Here is an 18973-nt window from a genome sequence, read left to right as displayed (position 1 = left end):
ATGATCTCACCGGCCAGACCGCCGGCGCGGCGGATCGCCGCACTCCTGACCGGAACCATCGCCCTGATAGTCGCCGCCACCGGGTGCGGCGGCGGAACCGGTGCCGAGTCCGCCCCGGGCAAGGTCGCCTCCATCACCGCGCTCGACTACTACACCGACGAACCCGAACACTCCCAATGGGGCGAGATACTCACCTCCTGCGGCAAGCGCGCCGGTGTGATGGTCGAGCAGACGAGCGTTCCAGGGGCGTCCCTCGTCCCCAAGGTCCTTCAGCGGGCGTCGTCCCGGACTCTTCCCGACCTGCTGATGCTCGACAACCCCGACCTCCAGCAGATCGCGCAGACCGGCGCGCTGACACCGCTGGGCCGGTACGGCATCGACTCCGGCGGCTACGCCAAGGGCATCCTGTCGGCGGGCACCTACAAGGGGAAGGTGTACGGACTGGCCCCCTACGTCAGCACGATCGCCCTCTTCTACAACAAGGACATGCTCGCCAAGGCCGGTGTCGCCGTACCGAGGACCTGGGACGAGCTGAAGGCGGCCGCGGCCAGGCTGACCCGTCCCGGACGCTACGGCATGGCGGTCGACGCGAACGCCACCTTCGAGGGCACCTGGCAGTTCCTGCCCTTCCTGTGGTCCAACGGCGGGGACGAGAAGCATCTGGACACCCCGCAGGCGGCGCAGGCACTTCAGCTGTGGGTCGACCTGGTGAAGAGCGGGTCCATGTCGAAGTCGGTGCTGAACTGGACACAGGCCGACGTGCACGATCAGTTCGTCGCCGGCAGGACGGCCATGATGATCAACGGCCCCTGGCGGATCCCCGCCCTGGACAAGGACAAGAACCTGCACTGGGGAGTGGCCCCCATCCCCGTCCCCCGGGCGGGGCAGACTCCGGTCACACCGCTCGGCGGTGAGGTGTGGACGATCCCGCAGAGCGCTTCCAAGGCCCGGCAGCAGAAGGCCGCTCAGGTACTCGCCTGCCTGAACAGCTCCTCGACCATGCTCACCCTGGCCGAACAGCACTTCACCGTGCCCTCCCGCCCGGCGGTGGCCGCACAGTACGCCGAACAGGTCCCGTCGATCGCCGCCTTCGCCAAGAATGTGGAAGCGGCAAGGGCCCGTACCGGCGAACTCGGCGTCAGGTGGCCCAAGGCGGCGACCGGCATATACACCGCGATCCAGTCCGCGCTGACGGGCGAGCAGACGCCGGAGGAAGCCCTCAGACATGCGCAGCGGACCGCGACCAGCAACTGACCCGCGCTCGTGGGAGCGGCTGGCCCAGTGGATGTTCCTCGGGCCGGCCGCGGCATACCTGCTGCTGTTCTTCGGCTACCCGATCGTCAAGAACGTCGTGATGAGCTTCCAGCAGTACACGCCCACGACGTTCTACACGGGCGCCGCGCCGTTCGTGGGACGGCAGAACTATGCGGAGATCCTGGCCTCGGACCTGTTCGCCAAGTCCCTGCTGACGACGCTCCTGTTCACCGCCGGCTCGATATGCGGGCAGTTCGTCCTCGGTCTGGGCTTCGCCCTCTTCTTCCAGCGCCGCTTCCCGCTCGGCGGTGTTCTTCGATCGCTCCTGCTGCTGCCATGGCTGCTGCCGCTGGTCGTCTCCGGAGCGACATGGAGGTGGATGCTCGACCCCGACACGGGAGTCGTCAACGCGGTGCTGCGCGCCCTCCACCTCTCCTCGTCCGGCATCCCCTGGCTCACCGGCACCTCACAGGCACTGGTGTCGGTGATCCTGATCAACATCTGGATCGGGATCCCCTTCAACACCGCGATCCTCTACGGCGGTCTCCAGGAGATCCCCACGCACCTGTACGAGGCGGCGAAGCTGGACGGCGCCGGCCCGGTGACGTCGTTCCGCCATGTCACCTGGCCGCTGCTGCGGCCTGTGGTGAGCGTCGTGCTGGTGCTGGGCGTGGTCTACACCCTCAAAGTGCTGGACGTCATCCTGGTGGTGACAGGCGGAGGACCGGCAAACGCCACGGAGACCCTCGCCACCCGGTCCTACGAACTGTCCTTCCAGCAGTTCGAGTTCGGGCGCGGTGCCGCGATGAGCAACGTACTCGTCGTCATCTCTCTCGCCTTCGCCCTCGTCTATCTGCGCGCCAACCGTCGCGCCCGGAACGCCGAAGAGGCGATCCCTTGAAGCGCGCACCGGGCCGTGGCCGGCTGTCCACCATCGTCGGGATCGTCCTGCTCGCGCTGATGCTGTTTCCCGTCTACTGGATGGTGAACGCATCCCTCCAGCCGACGGGAAACACCCTGCGGGGGGACTGGCTCCCCTTCCACCCGGACTTCAGCGGTTACGCCACCGCACTGCGCGATCAGGGACGCAACCTCGTCACCAGCCTCGTCGTAGCCCTCGGCAGCGTCGCTCTCAGCCTCGGGCTCGCGGCGCCGGCGGCCTACGCGCTGGCCCAGTTCCGCATCCGCGGGACCAACCTCGTGCTCCTCGGCATCCTGATCACACAGATGGTGCCGGGCATCGTCGTGGCCAACGCGCTCTACAGCGCCTACAGCGACCTGGGACTCCTGAACTCCTACGTCGGGCTGATCCTCGCCGACTCCACCGCGGGGGTCCCTTTCGCGGTCATCATCCTGCGTTCGTTCATGCAGGGCATCCCCAGGGAGATCATCGAGGCCGCGCGCGTGGACGGTGCCGGGAGGCTGCGCGTCTTCTGCTCCGTGGTGCTCCCGGTGAGCAGGAACGCGTTGATCACCGCCGCCGTGTTCACCTTCCTCTTCGCCTGGAGCGACTTCCTCTTCGCCCTCACGCTCACCACCACGGAGACCGTTCGGCCGATCTCCCTGGGCATCTACCAGTACATCGGTGCCCACACCGACCAGTGGAACGCCATCATGGCCACCACGGTCATGGCGTCCGTCCCCGCCGCCGTACTGCTCGTCGTCGCTCAGCGCCACATCTCCGCCGGTGCCACCGGCGGCGCCATCAAGTGAGGGGCATCTCGGTCCGGCGGCCTCGATCTAGCGGATTCACGCGATGTGCCGGCCCAGGCCTGCTGGCACGGTGTTCTGGCAGGCACACCGGGTCTTCGGTGATCGGGCTGTCCGGTGACCGGATCCGAACCGCCTGTCGATCACGATGTCAAGGGGGGCCTGATGTCCGTCGTCCTTTCCACCGCGGAACTGTCGGCAGCCGACCGGAGAGCGCGCTGGCACGAAGCGGTGTCCCAGACGTTCGTACCGCTCGATGTCAATATCCTGGAGGAAGATCCGTCGCCAGGAAGAATCGTCACCTACCGATTGGGTGCCACCCAGGTGTCGGACGTCCGGGCCGGCTCTCAAGAGGTGACACGCAGCAAGCGCCTGATAGCCCGGGACGGGAAGGAATACCTCATCCTCACGCTTCAGCGCAGAGGCAGCGCCGTCAAGGAGCAGGACGGCAGGGAGAGCCTCATAGAGCCGGGGGATTTCTCCGTTTCTGATTCGTCTCGCGCGTTCAGAAAGAAAGTTGAGGGCGAGTTCTGCTTCACCTCCTTCCAATTCCCTCGCAAGGAGCTTCGCGTGCGGGACGAGGACCTGCACGCGTCGACTGCGAGAGCGTTCTCGGGCCGTGACGGAAGTGGCGCACTGGTGGCTGCCTATTTCGCGCGCATGGCGCGCGAAGCAGCGGGCTTCGACGACTTCGTCGGCCGTCAGTTCCTCGCCACCGGGCTCGACCTGCTGGCAGTGTTCATCAACGAGCGGCGCGGCCGATTCAGGCCTCAGGCTCCTGAGACCGCCGCGGCCATGATGGTGCGGGTGAAGGACCACATCGTGCAGAACCTCGCCGACCCGGACCTGTCACCCACCGCGATCGCCGCCGCCCACTTCATTTCGGTGCGCTACCTGCACAAGTTGTTCCAGTCGGAGGGAACCACCGTCGGGGAGTGGATCCGGGCGGAGCGACTGGAGCGGTGCCGTCGGGATCTTCTGCGGTCCCCGGCTCTGGGACTCGGGGTGGCGACCGTCGCCCGACGCTGGGGTTTCGTGAGCCCCAGTCATTTCAGCCGTGTGTTCCGTGCCGCATATGGGATAGCGCCTCGCGACTGGCAGAGTCACGGCCTGTCCGGTGAACGGCGCACGGCTGAGTGACGATTTCCCGGCGGAACGATTCACGCGGAGCGGCTCATGGAGAGCCGTGCCGGTACCAGCCGGGGTGGCGGCGGACTTCCAGGAGACCCACCCCGACCGGCTGTTCGCCGAGTGCAGCCACTACTCGGGGGGAGAAGCCCGGCGAGGCGCGCGACGCCCTGCGCGAGGCCTTCTCCCACGAGCGGTCCCGGTCTCAGGACGGTGACCGGGTCCAGTCCGGGTCGGCGGACGAGAGATGGTGGGTGGTCACGGAGACAAGGGTGAGGAGCAGCAGGACCAGGCTGAGGGTGAGCACGAGGTGGCCGTGCAGCACCAGTTGGGCTCCGGCGAAGGCGCCGAGGAGCATCGCCAGCACGGACAGGATCCGGCGGCCGGGCCGTGGCGCCGCGCCGCCGGCAGGGGTGGAGTCCGCGGCCAGACCGGTCAGGGTCAGGGTCAGTACGGTCGTGGTGAGGTCCGGGACGCCGAGGCGTCGGGCGACCGCGTTCTGCAAACCCATGCCGAGCCCGAGGAACACGATCAGGGTGTACTGGACCCCGGTGGTGACCCGTCCGTCGGTGACCATGGCGGCGGCCACGGTGACGGCGACCAGGACCGCCTGCACGGCGGTGGCCGTTTTCAGCAGGTTTCCGCGGTGCGTCGCGAACCGGGTGCCGAGCCTGCCTCCGCTGAGCGCACCGAGGAGGAACGCCGCCAGCGCGACGACGGAGGCGAGCGCGGAGAGGTTCGCGGCGCCGACCAGCGCAAACCCCAGGAACACCACGTTGCCGGTCATGTTGGCGACGAAGACGTGCCCGAGCGCCAGATAGCTCACCGCGTCGACCAGACCGGTGACCACCGTGAGCGTCAGCATCAGGGGAGGCAGCGGGCCGTGGCGGTCCTCTCCGGTCGGTACAAGTGTGCGTACCGCGTCATTCAGCAGCCTGCGCATACCGCTTCCTTCCCGTTGCGGTGGGCGGACGGTGCAGTACGACGCGGGTGAGCAGTCCGCTCGCCGGGCCGGCCACGATCGCGGGGAGGACGACCCACAGCGGCCAGGGCGTGATACCCAGCACCTGGTCGAGCGACCAGCGGCCGGGCCCGGTGAGGGCCAGCGCCGCGGAGACGACGACGAGGACCATCGGGTATTCGTAGCCGTCGTTCTGCACCCACAGGCCCTTGGGCCGTTTGACGGTGCCCGCGACCGTCATCACTCCCATGGCCGCCATCGCGGCCAGGGGCGTGAGCAGTCCGGCGGTCAGGAACAGACCGGCACCGATCTGGCTGGCACCCGCGACGACGGCCGTCAGCCGGCCGCCGCGGAACCCGTCGTGGCGGAACTCCTCGGTCCCGCCCGCCAAGCCGTGGCCTCCCAGCCGGAAGCTCACCTTCTGAACTCCGTGTCCGGCGACGAGGAGCCCCGTCACCAGCCGGAGGACCAGCAGTCCAGCGTTCATCTTCTCCTGCCTGTTCCTGACACTCTGTCCCTGACCGCTCTGCGAAGGTGCGCGGGTCAGCCGGCGGCGTGGGCCCCGATGACGGCCTGCGCGTAGACCACGCCGAGGCCGTAGGCGCCGGCGTGGTCCTTCACCACGTCCATGACCGACATGTAGGTCTCGCCGCGGGCCCAGTCGCGCTGGAGTTCCAGCAGCACCTGCACCCAGGTCACCGGAACCGCTCCGCCCTGGACCATCCGCTGGATGGCGTGCTCGTGGGCCTGCGGGCTGACGCCGCCGGACGCGTCGGTGACCACGTAGACCTCGTAGCCCTGGGCGAGGGCGGAGAGCACGGGCAGGACCACACAGACCTCGGTCCACAGGCCGGCGATGACCAGCTTCTTACGGCCCGTGGCCTTGACCGCCTCGACGAAGTCGACGTCCTCCCAGGCGTTCATCGTGGTGCGGTCGATGGTCTTCTGGCCGGGGAAGACCTCGGACAGCTGCGGCATGATCGGGCCGGAGAAGGACTCTGCGGCCACGGTGCTCAGCACGACCGGCACGTCGAACGCCCTGGCGGCCTTCGCCAGGCCAACGGCCGAGTTGATGATCGCGGTGCGGTCGCCGCTGCCGGTGCCGAAGAACATCTGCGGCTGGTGGTCGATGAACAGCACCGCGCAGTTGTCCGGGGTGAGCAGGTCGGGGCTGGGGGCCGCGGTGACCTCGGAGACGTTGACCATGACAGTGGCCTTTCCATGTGTGTGGTGATCGCGGACGGCGTCCGCTGTCGAGCGCAACCGCGAGGTGGGCGGCACGAGTTGGGGTGGAGTCCCGGGAGGGGAGGGCAGGGGAGAACTGCGGATCAGAGGGAGAAGCAGGGGTCGAAGAACGTGCTCGCGGACTCGGGGGTGAAGCCGCGGCGGGCGCGCCACTGGCGGTGCTGCTCCGACTCGGCGACGGCCTGGCCGAGCAGCTCGGCCTGGCGGGCGCCCGACAGTCCCGTACCGGGTGCGGCCTGGTAGCCGCCGAAGTGCGCCACCGGGCTCCACTCGGGGCTGACAGGCGGCAGTTCCTCGTCCAGGCCCGCGTACTCGGCGTTGGCGTGGACGATCCGGCCACCGACGACCGTCAGCAGGGACTCGATGTGCGCGATGTCGGGCTCAGGCACGGTGAAGTAGTCCTCGGACAGGACGGCCAGGTCGCCGAGGAAGCCCGGACGCAGGACCCCCTTGACGCCTTCCTCCCCGGTCAGCGCGGCGCCCGCCTCGGTGAACATCGCCAGCGCGGTACGCCGGTCGACCCGGTTGTGCGGCGGGCGGACGACCAGGTCGCCGACGGTGCGGCCGGTGACGAGCCAGTGCAGGGCGACCCACGGGTTGTAGGTGGAGACCCGGGTCGCGTCGGTGCCGGCTCCGACGGTCAGCCCGCGCTCCAGCATGGCCCGGATCGGAGGGGCGTCCGCGGCGGCACCGGGGCCGTAGCGGCGCACGAACGCCTCGCCCTGGAAGGACAGCCGGTTCTGCACGGACATGGCGCCACCGAGGGCGGCGATGCGGTCGAGACTGTCCGCGGAGACCGTTTCCGCATGGTCGAACAGCCACCGGTTGCCGGCCGGGAAGAGCCCTTCCGCGGCGAGCTTCTCGAAGACCGCCAGATCCCGGCGGATGGTCTCGTCATAGGTGGCGTGCAGCCGGAAACCCCAGCCGTTTTCCATGAGCAGGCGTACGGCCTTCTCGAACTCCGCCTCGTAGTCGCCCAGTTCCGGCCGTGGTTGGGCGAAGTTCTCGAAGTCCGCCGCCGCCCACGTCAGATTCTCGCCCGCACCGTTGAGGCGCAGCCATTCGTCCCCGTCCTCGGGGCGGGCCATCTCGATCCAGCGGGTGAGATCGTCGATTTCCTGGCCGGCGGTCTGCGGGAACAGGTGATAGGCGATGCGCAGCGACAGCTGGCCGGCCTTCGCCAGTTCGACGACCGTGCTGTAGTTGTCGGGGAAGTTCTGGAACCCTCCGGCCGCGTCGATCGCCGACGTGAGGCCGAACCTGTTCAGTTCCCGCAGGAAATGACGGGTGGAGGTCTTCCTGTCCTCGCCCTCCAGTACCGGGGCCTTGGCCAGCGTCGAGTAGAGGATGAGGGCGCTGGGGGCGGCCAGCAGCATGCCCGTGGGCTCACCGTCCCGGCCTCGTACGATCTGGCCGCCCTTGGGGTCGGGGGTGTCCCGGGTGAATCCGGCGGCCTTGAGCGCCGCCCGGTTGAGCACCGCCGCCTGGTACAGGTGCAGGACGAACACCGGGGTGTCCGGCGCTGCGGCGTTCAACTCGGCGACGGTCGGCAGCCGCCGTTCGGCGAACTGCTCGGCCGACCATCCGCCCACCACCCGTACCCATTGGCCCTTGGGGGTGCGGGCGGCCTGCTCGCGCAGCATCGCCAGGCCCTGGCGCAGGGTGGGGACGCCGTCCCAGCGCAGCTCCAGTACGTAGTTGAGACCGCCCCGGATGACATGCAGATGCGCGTCGTTGAGGCCGGGGACCATCCGGCGGCCGAGGGCGTCGACCACCTTCGTGTCCGGGCCGACATGGGGTGCGACGTCGTTGTCGTCGCCGACGACCGTGATGACACCGTCGCGGATGGCGATCGCCTCGGCCTGCGGACGGACCGGGTCTCCGGTGTGGATCTTCGCGTTGCGGACGACCAGGTCCGCGGCGTTGTCGGTGGCGTGGGGAACCAGCCCACCGACCGGCATCGTGGACACCTTTCGACAACCTCCTGCGGGATGAACGACGTCGAATGCGTCTGCATCGACTTCCATGTGCGTCGCCGGCGGCGGGTCCGCATTACGCGTCACGGGGCGGGCCACCGTGCACTGCACAGGCCCGTGTCCGGCACCTCGACTGCTCTGGCCGCCAAGCTATTTCGCGCCGAAGCCTCCCTTTGTCCCGGCAGTGCACCGGATGCGTTCCGACAGTGCACTGCCTGTCCGTGCACTCTGAGGACAACTCCGGTGCGCTCGTGGACATTCACCGTCGCCCGAGCGGCCTAGCGTGGCGACCGACGACTCGTCAGATCCTCCGGTCCGATGCGAGAGTCGTCTCACCGCGCCCGCGAGCCCGGCGCGCCACCTGAACTGGGGAGTTACACATGTCCGACGCCGTGGAGCCGGTGCAGCCGGTCCTGGAGCCGGCCGCGGCCGCGTTCGCCGAGGCCACCGCCAACCCGCCCTACCTCTTCGACCTGCCCCCGGCGGAGGGCCGCAAGGCGGTCGACGAGGTGCAGTCCGGTGAGACCGTCAAGCCGCAGATCGACGAGGAGTGGATCACCGTCTCCGGCGGCCCGACGGGCAGTGTCCGGGCCCGCATCGTCAAGCCCGCCGGCGCCGAGGGGATCCTGCCGGTGGTCCTCTACATCCACGGCGCCGGCTGGGTGTTCGGCAACGCCCACACGCACGACCGCCTGGTGCGCGAACTCGCCGTGGGCGCGAACGCCGCCGTGGTGTTCCCCGAGTACGACCTGTCCCCAGAGGTCCGCTACCCGGTCGCCATCGAGCAGAACTACACGGTCGCGAAGTGGGTCGTCGAGCAGGGCGCCGCCAAGGGCCTGGACGGCTCCCGGCTGGCGGTGGCCGGCGACTCCGTCGGCGGCAACATGACCGCGGCGCTGACCCTGATGGCCAAGGAACGCGGCGACGTCCCGCTGGTGCAGCAGGTGCTGTTCTACCCGGTCACCGACGCGAACTTCGACACCGGCTCCTACCACCAGTTCGCCACCGGCTACTTCCTGCGCCGCGACGGCATGCAGTGGTTCTGGGACCAGTACACGACCGACGAGGCCGAGCGCGCCCAGATCACCGCCTCACCGCTGCGCGCCACCACCGAGCAGCTCACCGGCCTGCCTCCCGCCCTGGTGATCACCGGTGAGGCCGACGTCCTCCGCGACGAGGGCGAGGCCTACGCCAACAAGCTGCGCGAGGCCGGCGTCCCGGTCACCGCCGTCCGCTTCCAGGGCATCATCCACGACTTCGTGATGCTCAACGCCCTGCGCGAGACCCACGCCGCCGAGGCGGCCATCACGCTGGCCACCGGCACCCTGCGCAGCGCGCTGCACGCCGGCTGACAGCGCGGTCCGCGCTCACACCGAGGGGTGCGACGAGAGGGCCGCGCGGGCGGACGCCGTAAGGGAGTCCGTCCGCGCGGCCCTCTCGTCATGTCTCAGGGCGGGACCACGCCGAAGGCCCCGGTCACCGGCGTGACACCGAGACCACCGCGACCAGGCTCGCCAGAACCACACCGGCGACGAGTGCGGGTGCCGGGGACCAGGCAGCCGCCAGCACACCGGCCGCGGCGAGCGGAAACAGAATGCGTTCGGCCACGCTCCGCTGGTGCGGCCGCAGGTGCACCATCCAGACCGTGCTCAGGAAAACGGCCGCCGGAACGGTGACCGCGGCGCCGGCGGAAGTCGGTGAGGTCCCGGTGTGCCGCGTGACGTGATCGGCGTACGCGGCCAGGCCGGCGCCCTCGGCGGTCGCCGAGGCGAAGATCAGGTAGTGGCCGTAGGCCCAGGGGAATCTCCTGCGGTGGGCCTGGTGCGTCGTGGCGAGCAGCGTGTGCGCGGGCCGGGCGAAGTACAGCCACCACATGGCGTAGGCCATGAGCAGGCCACCCGCCGCCAGCACATACAGCGAACCGGTGCCGTGATGCCGGTCGAAGGCGCCGTGGACGGCGACGGTGGCGGCCGCTACGGACTCGCCGAGGACGATGAGGGTGAACAGTTCGTAGCGCTCGGCGATGTGATGCGGATGCCAGGGCGTCATCCCGGCGGACTGCGCCCACACGGGAACGGCCACCTCGGCCACGATCATCACCACGATGCCGCCCAGCCGCACCGGCGCCGGAACGAAGAGCAGCCCCACCCAGCCGAATTGACACCCCGTCACCCCTGCGGCGAAGCGCAGCGCGGTGCCCCGCCGAGCGGGATCGGACAGCGCGGCACGCAACCACAGCGCGGCGAGCGCCGTCCGCAGTACGACGTACCCGAGCGTGATGACGTACAGATCCCCGCCCTCGAACGCGCGGCGCACGCCGGCGGCGAGGACGAGCGATCCCGTGATCTGTACCAGCACCGTCAGCCGGTACGGGACATCGTCCGGGTCGTAGGCGGAGGCGAACCAGGTGAAGTTCATCCACGCCCACCAGATGGTGAAGAAGACCAGCGAGAAGCGCAGCGCACCGCCGGTGTAGTCCCCTTCCGTCAGCGCCCCGCGCAGGCTCGTGGACGCCTGCGCCACCGCGACCACGAAGCACAGGTCGAAGAACAGCTCCAGCGAGGTGGCGGACCGGTGCGGCTCACCGGGGTTGCGGCCCACCATGGTGCGCCGCCGCCTGGCTCCCGGGTCCGCCCGCACGGTCGCCTGCTCGTCCGTACTCATGCCTCTCCTCGTTCCGCCGGCACTCCGGCCATGGGCCGCCCCGCCGACGCTAGAGCTGCCGGAGAACCGCCCGAGTCCGCCGGCGCACGGAGGCTTGTCCGAGAGTGAACTCCCCGCGCGAGCACCGGACTCAGTGCGCCGGCAGGCAGCACCACATGCACTGCGGGTCAAGCCACGCCTCGACCGGGCACCTAGCGTCACCGGAGTACGAACACCACGGCATCGCAGGAGGCGACCATGACCACCAACCCCCCATCCACCCACGGCAGCCAGCCCTGGCTGCACCAGAAGGGCGAGGTGATCCAGGAGTTCGGGACCGTCAAGCAGTTCCCGGTCGCCCTGTCCTTCGAGGCGCGGATGTACTCGTGCCAGCGCCTGAACAAGGTCCTCGCGGACACGCAGATCCTCTACGGCCTCTACAAGAAGCACCACTGGCTGATGCGGGGCGCCACCTTCTACCAGCTGCACCTGGTCCTGGACAAGCACGCGGGTGAACAGCTGGAGATCATCGACACCATTGCCGAACGTGTCCAGTCGCTGGGCGGCGTGGCGGTGGGAGATCCGCGGCACGTCGCCGAGATCACGTCGATCCCGCGGCCCCCGGACGGGGTGGAGGAGGTGCCGGCGATGCTGTCCCGGCTGCTGGAGGCCCACGAGACCATCCTCATCGACGCCCACGACGCCACCGCCCGGACCGCCGAGTGCGGTGACGACGGCACCATCGACCTGCTGGTCTCCCAGGTGATCCGGACCGGCGAACGGCAGGCCTGGTTCCTGGCCGAGCATCTGGTCGACACACCGCTGGTGCGTGCCTGACCGACGGGCGATCTCGTAGGGCTGGGCGGCCAGCGACGCGCACACCGAAGGCCTGCCCGCACGCATACGCCGGGCAGGCCGGGGGCAGCGGCAGCGCGCGAGCACCCCTGGTGGGCGGCCACATGCGGCGCCTGTACGCAAAATGCCTGGTCAGCGTGCTGACCAGGCATTTCTGTAAGTGTCCGAGGGGGGACTTGAACCCCCACGCCCGATAAAGGGCACTAGCACCTCAAGCTAGCGCGTCTGCCATTCCGCCACCCGGACAAGGTGTCTGCCGCCCGGCCGGGGTGTTCCCCGCGGCGACATGGACAACAATACCAAGCTTTCGGAGTGCCTTTCACCTGCGTATCTGTCGTGGGCACACACCTGGGCGCACACCTGGACACCCACGTGAGCGGCACACCACCCGCTGTCACGGAGGTGTGCCGCTCGGTGATACCGGGTCGCCTACGGCATCAGATGGTGGTCCGGGAAGTTGCCCGGGAGGCGTTCACTGTCCGGGCCTCTGGTGACCGCCCGCACCAGTAGCTCGCCGCCGACGAACGCTCCGCGCCAGGACGCGCCGAAGCCGCCGAACAGCTCGTCCCGGTCCCCGCGTGAGCGGGGCTTGCCGCGGCCCGTCTTGAAGGCGCGGATCTGTGGGGCGAGGCGGTCGTATGTCGCGTCGTCGTCTGTGGAGAGGGTGGCGACCAGCGCGCCGTTCGAGGCGTTCATCGCGGCGAGCAGTTCCGCCTCGGTGTCGACCAGGACGATCGTGTCGACGGGGCCGAACGGTTCCGCGTGGTGGAGGGGCGAGGAGGGCGGGGGGCCGAGGAGGGTGACGGGGTGGACGTACGCGCTCGTGTCCTGGCCTGGCAGGAAGCGGGCCGGGTCGGGGGCGCCGCGGTGCAGGGGCACGGCGCCGCGGTCGATGGCCTCCGCCACCTGGTCCGTGAGCTCCTTCGCCTTGGCCGCGTTGATCAGCGGGCCGAAGTCCAGCTGGGGGTAGGGGTCCCCGGGGTCGGCGACGGCCAGGGGGTGGCCGACGCGCAGGGTGCGGACGGCCGGCAGGTACGCGGTGAGGAAGTCGTCGAAGAGGCTGCGCTGGACGACGAAGCGCGGGTACGCGGTGCAGCGCTGCTTGCCGTAGTCGAAGAGCTTGGGGATGACGGCGGCGAGCTCGTCCCAGTCGGAGTGGTTCCAGATGCCCCAGGTGTTGAGGCCCTCCTGTTCGAGGATGTGCCGTTTGCCGAGGTCGGCGACGGCCGTGGCGACGGCGGCACCGGTGTCGCGGCCGCCGACGAAGGAGACGCAGCCGATCTCGGGGGCCCGCACGAGCGCTTCGGAGAGTTCGCCGCCGCTGCCGCTGACGAGGGTGAGGGGGATGCCCTCGCGGGCGGCGAGGGCGCAGGCCAGGGTGAGGCAGGCGACGCCGCCGTCGGTGGGGGTCTTCGCGATGACCGCGTTGCCGGCGAGTGCCTGGATCAGCATCGCGTGGACGAGGACGCTCATCGGGTAGTTCCAGCTGGCGATGTTCGAGACGGGGCCGTCGAGCGGGGCCCGCCCCTCGACCATGGGCTCGATGCCGTCGACGTACCAGCGCACGCCGTCGATGGCGCGGTCGACGTCGGCCTGGGCGAGGCGCCAGGGCTTGCCGATCTCCCAGACGAGGAGGAGGGCGAGGAGTTCGCGGTGCTGGGTGAGGGCGTCGAGGGTGGCGCCGACGCGGGCGCGGCGTTCGGCGAGCGGGATGTGCCGCCAGGCGCGGTGCTGGTCGAGGGAGGCGCGCACCGCCTGGTGGGCGGTGGCGGCGTCCAGGCGTGGCGGCCCGGCGATGGGGCTGCCGTCGACGGGGGTGGTGGCGGGCAGGACGCGTCCGTCGGCGTGCCAGGTGCCGTTCCAGAGGTTGAGTACGCGGTCGTCGCGGAAGGCCTCGGGGGCGACGTCGAGGCAGCGCTGCCAGGCGTCGTGCCAGGAGGTGCCGGCCTTGAGGGTGGTTGCGGTTGCCATCGTGTGTTCTCCGCTCACGGTGCACAGTCGGGGCGGGGGTGCATGGCTGGTGCGTTGCTGGTTCCCGGGGGGGGTGGTGGAGTGGGGAGGTTGCCCGGTGGGCTCGCTCCCCACTCCCGGGGGTGCGTCAGTCCGTCAGGCGGTCGAGGACCAGGCGGGCCGTCTCGGTCGGGGTCGAGCCGACGGCGACTCCGGCGGCTTCGAGGGCTTCCTTCTTGGCCCGGGCGGTGCCGGACGAGCCGGAGACGATCGCTCCCGCGTGGCCCATGGTCTTGCCCTCGGGGGCGGTGAATCCGGCGATGTAGGCGACGACGGGCTTGGTGACGTGGTCGCGTACGTAGGCCGCGGCGCGTTCCTCCGCGTCGCCGCCGATCTCGCCGATGAGGACGATGAGTTCGGTGTCCGGGTCGTCCTGGAAGGCGGCGAGGCAGTCGATGTGTGTCGTGCCGATGACGGGGTCGCCGCCGATGCCGACGCAGGTGGTGAAGCCGATGTCGCGCAGCTCGTACATGAGCTGGTAGGTGAGCGTGCCCGACTTGGAGACGAGGCCGACGCGGCCGGACCTGGTGATGTCGGCGGGGATGATGCCGGCGTTGGACTGGCCGGGGGTGATGAGGCCTGGGCAGTTGGGCCCGATGACGCGGGTGCCGCGCGCGGCGGCGTGGGCCTGGAAGGCGACGGCGTCGTGGACGGGGATGCCCTCGGTGATGACGACGGCGAGGGGGATGCCGGCGTCGGCGGCCTCGGTGACGGCGGCCTTGGCGAAGGCGGGCGGCACGAAGACGACGGTGACGTCGGCGCCGGTGGCGGCCATGCCCTCGGCGACGGAGCCGAAGACGGGGACGGCGCGGTCGTCGAAGTCGACGCTGCGGCCGGCCTTGCGCGGGTTGACGCCGCCGACGACGTTCGTGCCGGCGGCGAGCATGCGGCGGGTGTGCTTCATGCCCTCGGCGCCGGTCATGCCCTGGACGAGGACCTTGCTCTCCTTGGTGAGGTAGATCGCCATGTCCCGGCTCCTTAGTGCGCGTTGGCGAGGTCGGCGGCCCGGCGCGCGGCGCCGTCCATGGTGGTGGCCTGTTCGACGAGGGGGTGGGCCCGCTCGTCGAGGATGGCGCGGCCCTGTGCGGCGCTGTTCCCGTCGAGGCGGACGACGAGCGGTTTGGTGAGCCGGACGGACTCCAGGGCCTGGACGATGCCGTCGGCGACGGCGTCGCAGGCGGTGATACCGCCGAAGACGTTCACGAAGACGGACTTGACCGCCGGGTCGGAGAGGATCACGGAGAGGCCGTCGGCCATGATCTGCGCGGAGGCGCCGCCGCCGATGTCGAGGAAGTTGGCGGGGCGGGCGCCGCAGCCGGCGACGACGTCGAGGGTGGACATGACGAGTCCGGCGCCGTTGCCGATGACGCCGACCTCGCCGTCGAGCTTCACGTAGTTGAGGCCCTTGGCGGCGGCGGCCGCTTCGAGCGCGTCGTCGTGGGCGGACTCCTGGGCGCCCCAACGCTGCTGGCGGAAGCGGGCGTTGTCGTCGAGGGTGACCTTGCCGTCGAGGGCGAGGATCTGTCCGCCGCTCGTTTTCACGAGGGGGTTCACCTCGACGAGTACGGCGTCCTCGCGGACGAGGACGTCCCAGAGGCGGACGAGGACGTCGACGGTCTGCGCGGGCAGGCCCGCCGCCCGCGCGATCTGTGCCGCCCTGGCCGTGGTGACGCCCTCGGCCGGGTCGACGGGGATACGGGCGACGGCCTCGGGCCGGGTGGCCGCGACCTCCTCGATGTCCATGCCGCCCTCGGCGGAGGCGATGGCGAGGAAGCGTCCGGCGGCCCGGTCGAGGACGTAGGACACATAGAACTCGGCTTCTATGTCCACCGGTTGGGCCAGCATCACCTTGCCGACGGTGTGGCCCTTGATGTCCATGCCGAGGATCTGGCGTGCCGTCAGTTCGGCCGCGGCCGGGTCGGCGGCGAGTTTGACGCCGCCCGCCTTGCCGCGGCCGCCGGTCTTCACCTGGGCCTTGACGACGACGCGGCCGCCCAGCCTGCGGGCGATCTCGCGGGCCTCCCTGGGCGCGTCGGTGACCTCGGCCTTCGGCACCAAGATGCCGTGTTCTTCGAAGAGTTCCCTTGCCTGGTACTCGTACAGGTCCATCTCCGGCTCCTGCCGTAAAAGTGCCGCACGCCCCCTGGACACCACCCACCGGATGCGGGATAACAAGTTCATACAGTATTCGTCGACTGTATGCAATGTACCGAGACGGCGCTCGACTCCCCTACGAAGGGACAGGACTTCCTCATGCCCGACGACAGCCAGGAACTCATCTCCGGTGGTCATCTGGTCGCCAAGGCGCTCAAGGCAGAAGGTGTGGAGGTCATCTACACCCTGTGCGGCGGCCACATCATCGACATCTACGACGGCTGCGTGGACGAAGGCATCGAAGTGGTCGACGTCCGCCACGAGCAGGTCGCCGCGCACGCGGCGGACGGGTACGCGCGCATCACCGGCAAGCCCGGCTGCGCCGTCGTCACCGCGGGTCCCGGCACCACCGACGCCGTCACCGGTGTCGCGAACGCGTTCCGCGCGGAGTCACCCATGCTGCTCATCGGCGGCCAGGGCGCGCACACCCAGCACAAGATGGGCTCGCTCCAGGACCTGCCGCACGTCGACATGATGACGCCCATCACCAAGTTCGCCGCGACGGTGCCGGACACCGCGCGCGCCGCGGACATGGTGTCGATGGCGTTCCGCGAGTGCTACCACGGAGCCCCGGGACCGTCCTTCCTGGAGATCCCGCGCGACGTCCTCGACGCCAAGGTGCCGGTCGACAAGGCCCGCGTCCCCCAGGCCGGCCAGTACCGGGCCTCGACCCGCTCGGCCGGTGACCCCGAGGCGATCGAGAAGCTCGCCGACCTGCTCGTGCACGCCGAGAAGCCCGCGATCCTGCTCGGCAGCCAGGTGTGGACGACCCGCGCCACCGAGGACGCCATCGAACTCGTCCGCACGCTCAACGTGCCCGCGTACATGAACGGCGCGGGCCGTGGCACCCTGCCGCCCGGCGACCCGCACCACTTCCAGCTCTCGCGCCGCTACGCCTTCTCCAACGCCGACCTCATCATCATCGTCGGCACGCCCTTCGACTTCCGCATGGGCTACGGCAAGCGCCTCTCCCCCGACGCGACCGTCGTCCAGATCGACCTCGACTACCGCACGGTCGGCAAGAACCGCGACATCGACCTCGGCATCGTCGGCGACGCGGGCCTCGTCCTGAAGTCCGTCACCGAGGCGGCCTCCGGGCGGCTGAACGGCGGGGGCACCAAGCGCAAGGAGTGGCTCGACGAGCTGCGGGCCGCCGAGCAGACCGCGATCGAGAAGCGGCTGCCGAACCTGCGCTCCGACGCCTCGCCCATCCACCCGTATCGCCTGGTCAGCGAGATCAACGACTTCCTGACCGAGGACTCCATCTACATCGGGGACGGCGGCGACATCGTCACGTTCTCCGGGCAGGTCGTCCAGCCCAAGTCGCCGGGCCACTGGATGGACCCGGGGCCGCTCGGCACGCTCGGCGTCGGCATCCCCTTCGTCCTCGCGGCCAAGCAGGCACGCCCGGACAAGGAGGTCGTCGCGCTGTTCGGCGACGGCGCGTTCTCGCTGACCGGCTGGGACTTCGAGACCCTCGTGCGCTACAACCTCCCCTTCGTCGGGATCGTCGGCAACAACTCGTCGATGAACCAGATCCGTTACGGCCAGAAGGCCAAGTACGGCGACGAGCGCGAGCGCGTAGGCAACACCCTCGGCGACGTCCACTACGACAAGTTCGCCCAGATGCTGGGCGGTTACGGCGAAGAGGTCCGCGACCCCGCCGACATCGCTCCCGCGCTCCAGCGGGCCCGCGAGTCGGGGAAGCCGTCGCTGATCAACGTCTGGGTCGACCCGGACGCGTACGCCCCCGGAACCATGAACCAGACCATGTACAAGTGAGGAGCGCTGACGGCCATGACCAAGGCTCTTGAAGGCATTCGCGTCCTCGACATGACGCACGTCCAGTCCGGCCCGTCCGCCACCCAGCTGCTCGCCTGGCTCGGCGCGGACGTGGTGAAGCTGGAGGCGCCGACCGGCGACATCACGCGCAAGCAGCTGCGTGATCTCCCCGACGTCGACTCGCTCTACTTCACGATGCTCAACTGCAACAAGCGGAGCATCACCCTCAACACCAAGACCGAGCGCGGCAAGGAGCTCCTGACCGAGCTGATCAAGCGCTCCGACGTCATGGTCGAGAACTTCGGCCCCGGCGCCGTCGACCGGATGGGCTTCACGTGGGAGCGCATCCAGGAGATCAACCCGCGCATCGTCTACGCCTCCATCAAGGGCTTCGGCGACGGCCCGTACACCAACTTCAAGGCGTACGAGGTGGTCGCCCAGGCCATGGGCGGCTCGATGGCCACGACCGGGTTCGAGGACGGGCCGCCGCTCGCCACCGGCGCGCAGATCGGTGACTCCGGGACGGGTATCCACGCCGTCGCCGGCATCCTCGCCGCGCTGTTCCAGCGCGAGAACACGGGGCGCGGGCAGCGCGTGAACGTGGCCATGCAGCACGCCGTCCTCAACCTGTGCCGCGTCAAGCTGCGCGACCAGCAGCGCCTGGCGCACGGCCCGCTGTCCGAGTACCCGAACGCCCAGGTCACCGCCGAGGCCGACGAGGTGCCGCGCTCGGGCAACGCTTCGGGCGGCGGACAGCCCGGCTGGGCCGTCAAGTGCGCGCCCGGCGGCCCGAACGACTACGTGTACGTCATCGTGCAGCCCGTCGGCTGGAAGCCGCTGAGCGAGCTGATCGGGCGGCCGGAGCTGGCCGAGGACCCCGAGTGGGCGACGCCCGAGGCGCGCCTGCCCAAGCTCAACAAGATGTTCCAGCTCATCGAGGAGTGGTCCTCGACCCTGCCCAAGTGGGAGGTCCTGGAGCGGCTCAACGGGCACAACATCCCGTGCGGTCCGATCCTCTCCACCAAGGAGATCATCGAGGACGCGTCGCTCGTCGCGAACGAGATGGTCGTCGAGGTGGCCCACCCGGAGCGCGGCACGTTCACCACGGTCGGCTCCCCCCTCAAGCTCTCCGACTCCCCTGTGGAAGTGGTCAGTTCACCCCTGCTCGGCGAGCACAACGCCGAGGTGTTCGTCGGGGAACTGGGGCTCGGGGACGAGGAACTGCGCCTGCTCAAGTCGAACGGAGTGATCTGAT

General features: G+C 69.7%; 16 protein-coding genes and 1 tRNA gene. 8 read left to right on the top strand and 9 right to left on the bottom strand.

Annotated elements, in window-relative coordinates; translation table 11 throughout:
• The 4 genes from EOT10_RS02840 to EOT10_RS02825 all read left to right on the top strand — a co-directional run bounded on the left by EOT10_RS02840 (position 1) and on the right by EOT10_RS02825 (position 4104).
• A complete protein-coding gene (locus tag EOT10_RS02840; protein ID WP_127826406.1) occupies positions 1 to 1254 on the top strand; it encodes a sugar ABC transporter substrate-binding protein in 1254 nt (417 codons plus the stop codon).
• Positions 1226 to 2155: a carbohydrate ABC transporter permease gene (locus EOT10_RS02835; protein WP_127826405.1), complete on the top strand. Its 930-nt coding sequence runs from the start codon at positions 1226 to 1228 to the stop codon at positions 2153 to 2155. Before EOT10_RS02840 ends, EOT10_RS02835 begins: the two co-directional genes overlap by 29 nt.
• A complete protein-coding gene (locus EOT10_RS02830) occupies positions 2152 to 2967 on the top strand; it encodes a carbohydrate ABC transporter permease (protein ID WP_127826404.1) in 816 nt (271 codons plus the stop codon). The genes EOT10_RS02835 and EOT10_RS02830 overlap by 4 nt, the downstream gene beginning before the upstream one ends.
• A 162-nt stretch (positions 2968 to 3129) precedes the next feature.
• On the top strand, positions 3130 to 4104 hold the full coding sequence (locus EOT10_RS02825) for an AraC-like ligand-binding domain-containing protein (RefSeq protein ID WP_127826403.1): 975 nt from the start codon (positions 3130 to 3132) through the stop codon (positions 4102 to 4104).
• 193 nt (positions 4105 to 4297) lie between these two features.
• On the opposite strand, the gene EOT10_RS02820 is transcribed toward EOT10_RS02825, so the two are convergent.
• From EOT10_RS02820 to EOT10_RS02805, 4 genes are all read right to left on the bottom strand, one after another.
• Positions 4298 to 5035 (bottom strand): YoaK family protein, encoded by a 738-nt coding sequence (locus EOT10_RS02820; protein WP_127826402.1) that lies wholly within the window; start codon positions 5033 to 5035, stop codon positions 4298 to 4300.
• Positions 5016 to 5540 carry a DoxX family protein gene (locus tag EOT10_RS02815; protein WP_127826401.1) on the bottom strand — a complete coding sequence of 175 codons (525 nt, stop codon included), beginning with the start codon at positions 5538 to 5540 and terminating at the stop codon, positions 5016 to 5018. Before EOT10_RS02815 ends, EOT10_RS02820 begins: the two co-directional genes overlap by 20 nt.
• 56 nt (positions 5541 to 5596) lie before the next feature.
• Positions 5597 to 6259, bottom strand: a complete 663-nt coding sequence (locus EOT10_RS02810) for a hydrolase (protein ID WP_127826400.1) — start codon at positions 6257 to 6259, stop codon at positions 5597 to 5599.
• 122 nt (positions 6260 to 6381) lie between these two features.
• Entirely contained in the window at positions 6382 to 8259 is a 1878-nt protein-coding gene (locus EOT10_RS02805) for an amidohydrolase (protein WP_223280717.1), read from the bottom strand.
• 395 nt (positions 8260 to 8654) lie between these two features.
• Between EOT10_RS02805 and EOT10_RS02800 the strand changes: the two genes are divergently transcribed.
• A complete protein-coding gene (locus tag EOT10_RS02800) occupies positions 8655 to 9626 on the top strand; it encodes an alpha/beta hydrolase (RefSeq protein ID WP_127826398.1) in 972 nt (323 codons plus the stop codon).
• Between the two features lie 124 nt (positions 9627 to 9750).
• Here the strand turns inward: EOT10_RS02800 and EOT10_RS02795 are convergent, their stop codons facing one another.
• A complete protein-coding gene (locus EOT10_RS02795; RefSeq protein ID WP_223280716.1) occupies positions 9751 to 10938 on the bottom strand; it encodes a low temperature requirement protein A in 1188 nt (395 codons plus the stop codon).
• A 237-nt stretch (positions 10939 to 11175) separates the two neighbouring features.
• On the opposite strand from EOT10_RS02795, the gene EOT10_RS02790 reads away from it, so the two are divergent.
• Positions 11176 to 11754 (top strand): Dps family protein, encoded by a 579-nt coding sequence (locus tag EOT10_RS02790; RefSeq protein ID WP_127826397.1) that lies wholly within the window; start codon positions 11176 to 11178, stop codon positions 11752 to 11754.
• A gap of 179 nt (positions 11755 to 11933) precedes the next feature.
• Here EOT10_RS02790 and EOT10_RS02785 read toward each other — a convergent pair.
• The 4 genes from EOT10_RS02785 to sucC all read right to left on the bottom strand — a co-directional run bounded on the left by EOT10_RS02785 (position 11934) and on the right by sucC (position 15891).
• Positions 11934 to 12018 (bottom strand) — tRNA-Leu (locus EOT10_RS02785).
• A gap of 183 nt (positions 12019 to 12201) precedes the next feature.
• The gene (locus tag EOT10_RS02780) at positions 12202 to 13743 is read right to left on the bottom strand and encodes an aldehyde dehydrogenase family protein (RefSeq protein ID WP_127826396.1); all 1542 of its coding nucleotides are present in this window, start codon (positions 13741 to 13743) and stop codon (positions 12202 to 12204) included.
• Positions 13744 to 13870: 127 nt separating this feature from the next.
• Complete coding sequence (gene sucD, locus EOT10_RS02775) at positions 13871 to 14749, bottom strand: succinate--CoA ligase subunit alpha (RefSeq protein ID WP_127826395.1); 879 nt, start codon at positions 14747 to 14749, stop codon at positions 13871 to 13873.
• Between the two features lie 11 nt (positions 14750 to 14760).
• The gene (sucC, locus tag EOT10_RS02770) at positions 14761 to 15891 is read right to left on the bottom strand and encodes an ADP-forming succinate--CoA ligase subunit beta (protein WP_127826394.1); all 1131 of its coding nucleotides are present in this window, start codon (positions 15889 to 15891) and stop codon (positions 14761 to 14763) included.
• Between the two features lie 144 nt (positions 15892 to 16035).
• Between sucC and EOT10_RS02765 the strand changes: the two genes are divergently transcribed.
• Both EOT10_RS02765 and frc read left to right on the top strand, forming a co-directional pair.
• Positions 16036 to 17718 (top strand): thiamine pyrophosphate-binding protein, encoded by a 1683-nt coding sequence (locus tag EOT10_RS02765; RefSeq protein WP_127826728.1) that lies wholly within the window; start codon positions 16036 to 16038, stop codon positions 17716 to 17718.
• A 15-nt stretch (positions 17719 to 17733) separates the two neighbouring features.
• Positions 17734 to 18972 carry a formyl-CoA transferase gene (frc, locus tag EOT10_RS02760; protein WP_127826393.1) on the top strand — a complete coding sequence of 413 codons (1239 nt, stop codon included), beginning with the start codon at positions 17734 to 17736 and terminating at the stop codon, positions 18970 to 18972.
• Position 18973 lies beyond the last annotated feature (1 nt).

The organism is Streptomyces antnestii (assembly GCF_004005495.1).
Lineage (GTDB): Bacteria > Actinomycetota > Actinomycetes > Streptomycetales > Streptomycetaceae > Streptomyces > Streptomyces antnestii.
The sequence above is the reverse complement of the archived record's forward strand: the minus strand, read 5'-3'. Positions and strand labels throughout refer to the sequence as shown.

Coding starts and splice junctions, on each gene's coding strand:
- EOT10_RS02840 (WP_127826406.1), top strand. CDS start 1: ATGATCTCACCGGCCAGACCGCCGGCGCGGCGGATCGCCGCACTCCTG.
- EOT10_RS02835 (WP_127826405.1), top strand. CDS start 1,226: ATGCGCAGCGGACCGCGACCAGCAACTGACCCGCGCTCGTGGGAGCGG.
- EOT10_RS02825 (WP_127826403.1), top strand. CDS start 3,130: ATGTCCGTCGTCCTTTCCACCGCGGAACTGTCGGCAGCCGACCGGAGA.
- EOT10_RS02820 (WP_127826402.1), bottom strand. CDS start 5,035: ATGCGCAGGCTGCTGAATGACGCGGTACGCACACTTGTACCGACCGGA.
- EOT10_RS02815 (WP_127826401.1), bottom strand. CDS start 5,540: ATGAACGCTGGACTGCTGGTCCTCCGGCTGGTGACGGGGCTCCTCGTC.
- EOT10_RS02810 (WP_127826400.1), bottom strand. CDS start 6,259: ATGGTCAACGTCTCCGAGGTCACCGCGGCCCCCAGCCCCGACCTGCTC.
- EOT10_RS02805 (WP_223280717.1), bottom strand. CDS start 8,259: ATGCCGGTCGGTGGGCTGGTTCCCCACGCCACCGACAACGCCGCGGAC.
- EOT10_RS02800 (WP_127826398.1), top strand. CDS start 8,655: ATGTCCGACGCCGTGGAGCCGGTGCAGCCGGTCCTGGAGCCGGCCGCG.
- EOT10_RS02795 (WP_223280716.1), bottom strand. CDS start 10,938: ATGAGTACGGACGAGCAGGCGACCGTGCGGGCGGACCCGGGAGCCAGG.
- EOT10_RS02790 (WP_127826397.1), top strand. CDS start 11,176: ATGACCACCAACCCCCCATCCACCCACGGCAGCCAGCCCTGGCTGCAC.
- EOT10_RS02780 (WP_127826396.1), bottom strand. CDS start 13,743: ATGGCAACCGCAACCACCCTCAAGGCCGGCACCTCCTGGCACGACGCC.
- sucD (WP_127826395.1), bottom strand. CDS start 14,749: ATGGCGATCTACCTCACCAAGGAGAGCAAGGTCCTCGTCCAGGGCATG.
- sucC (WP_127826394.1), bottom strand. CDS start 15,891: ATGGACCTGTACGAGTACCAGGCAAGGGAACTCTTCGAAGAACACGGC.
- EOT10_RS02765 (WP_127826728.1), top strand. CDS start 16,036: ATGCCCGACGACAGCCAGGAACTCATCTCCGGTGGTCATCTGGTCGCC.
- frc (WP_127826393.1), top strand. CDS start 17,734: ATGACCAAGGCTCTTGAAGGCATTCGCGTCCTCGACATGACGCACGTC.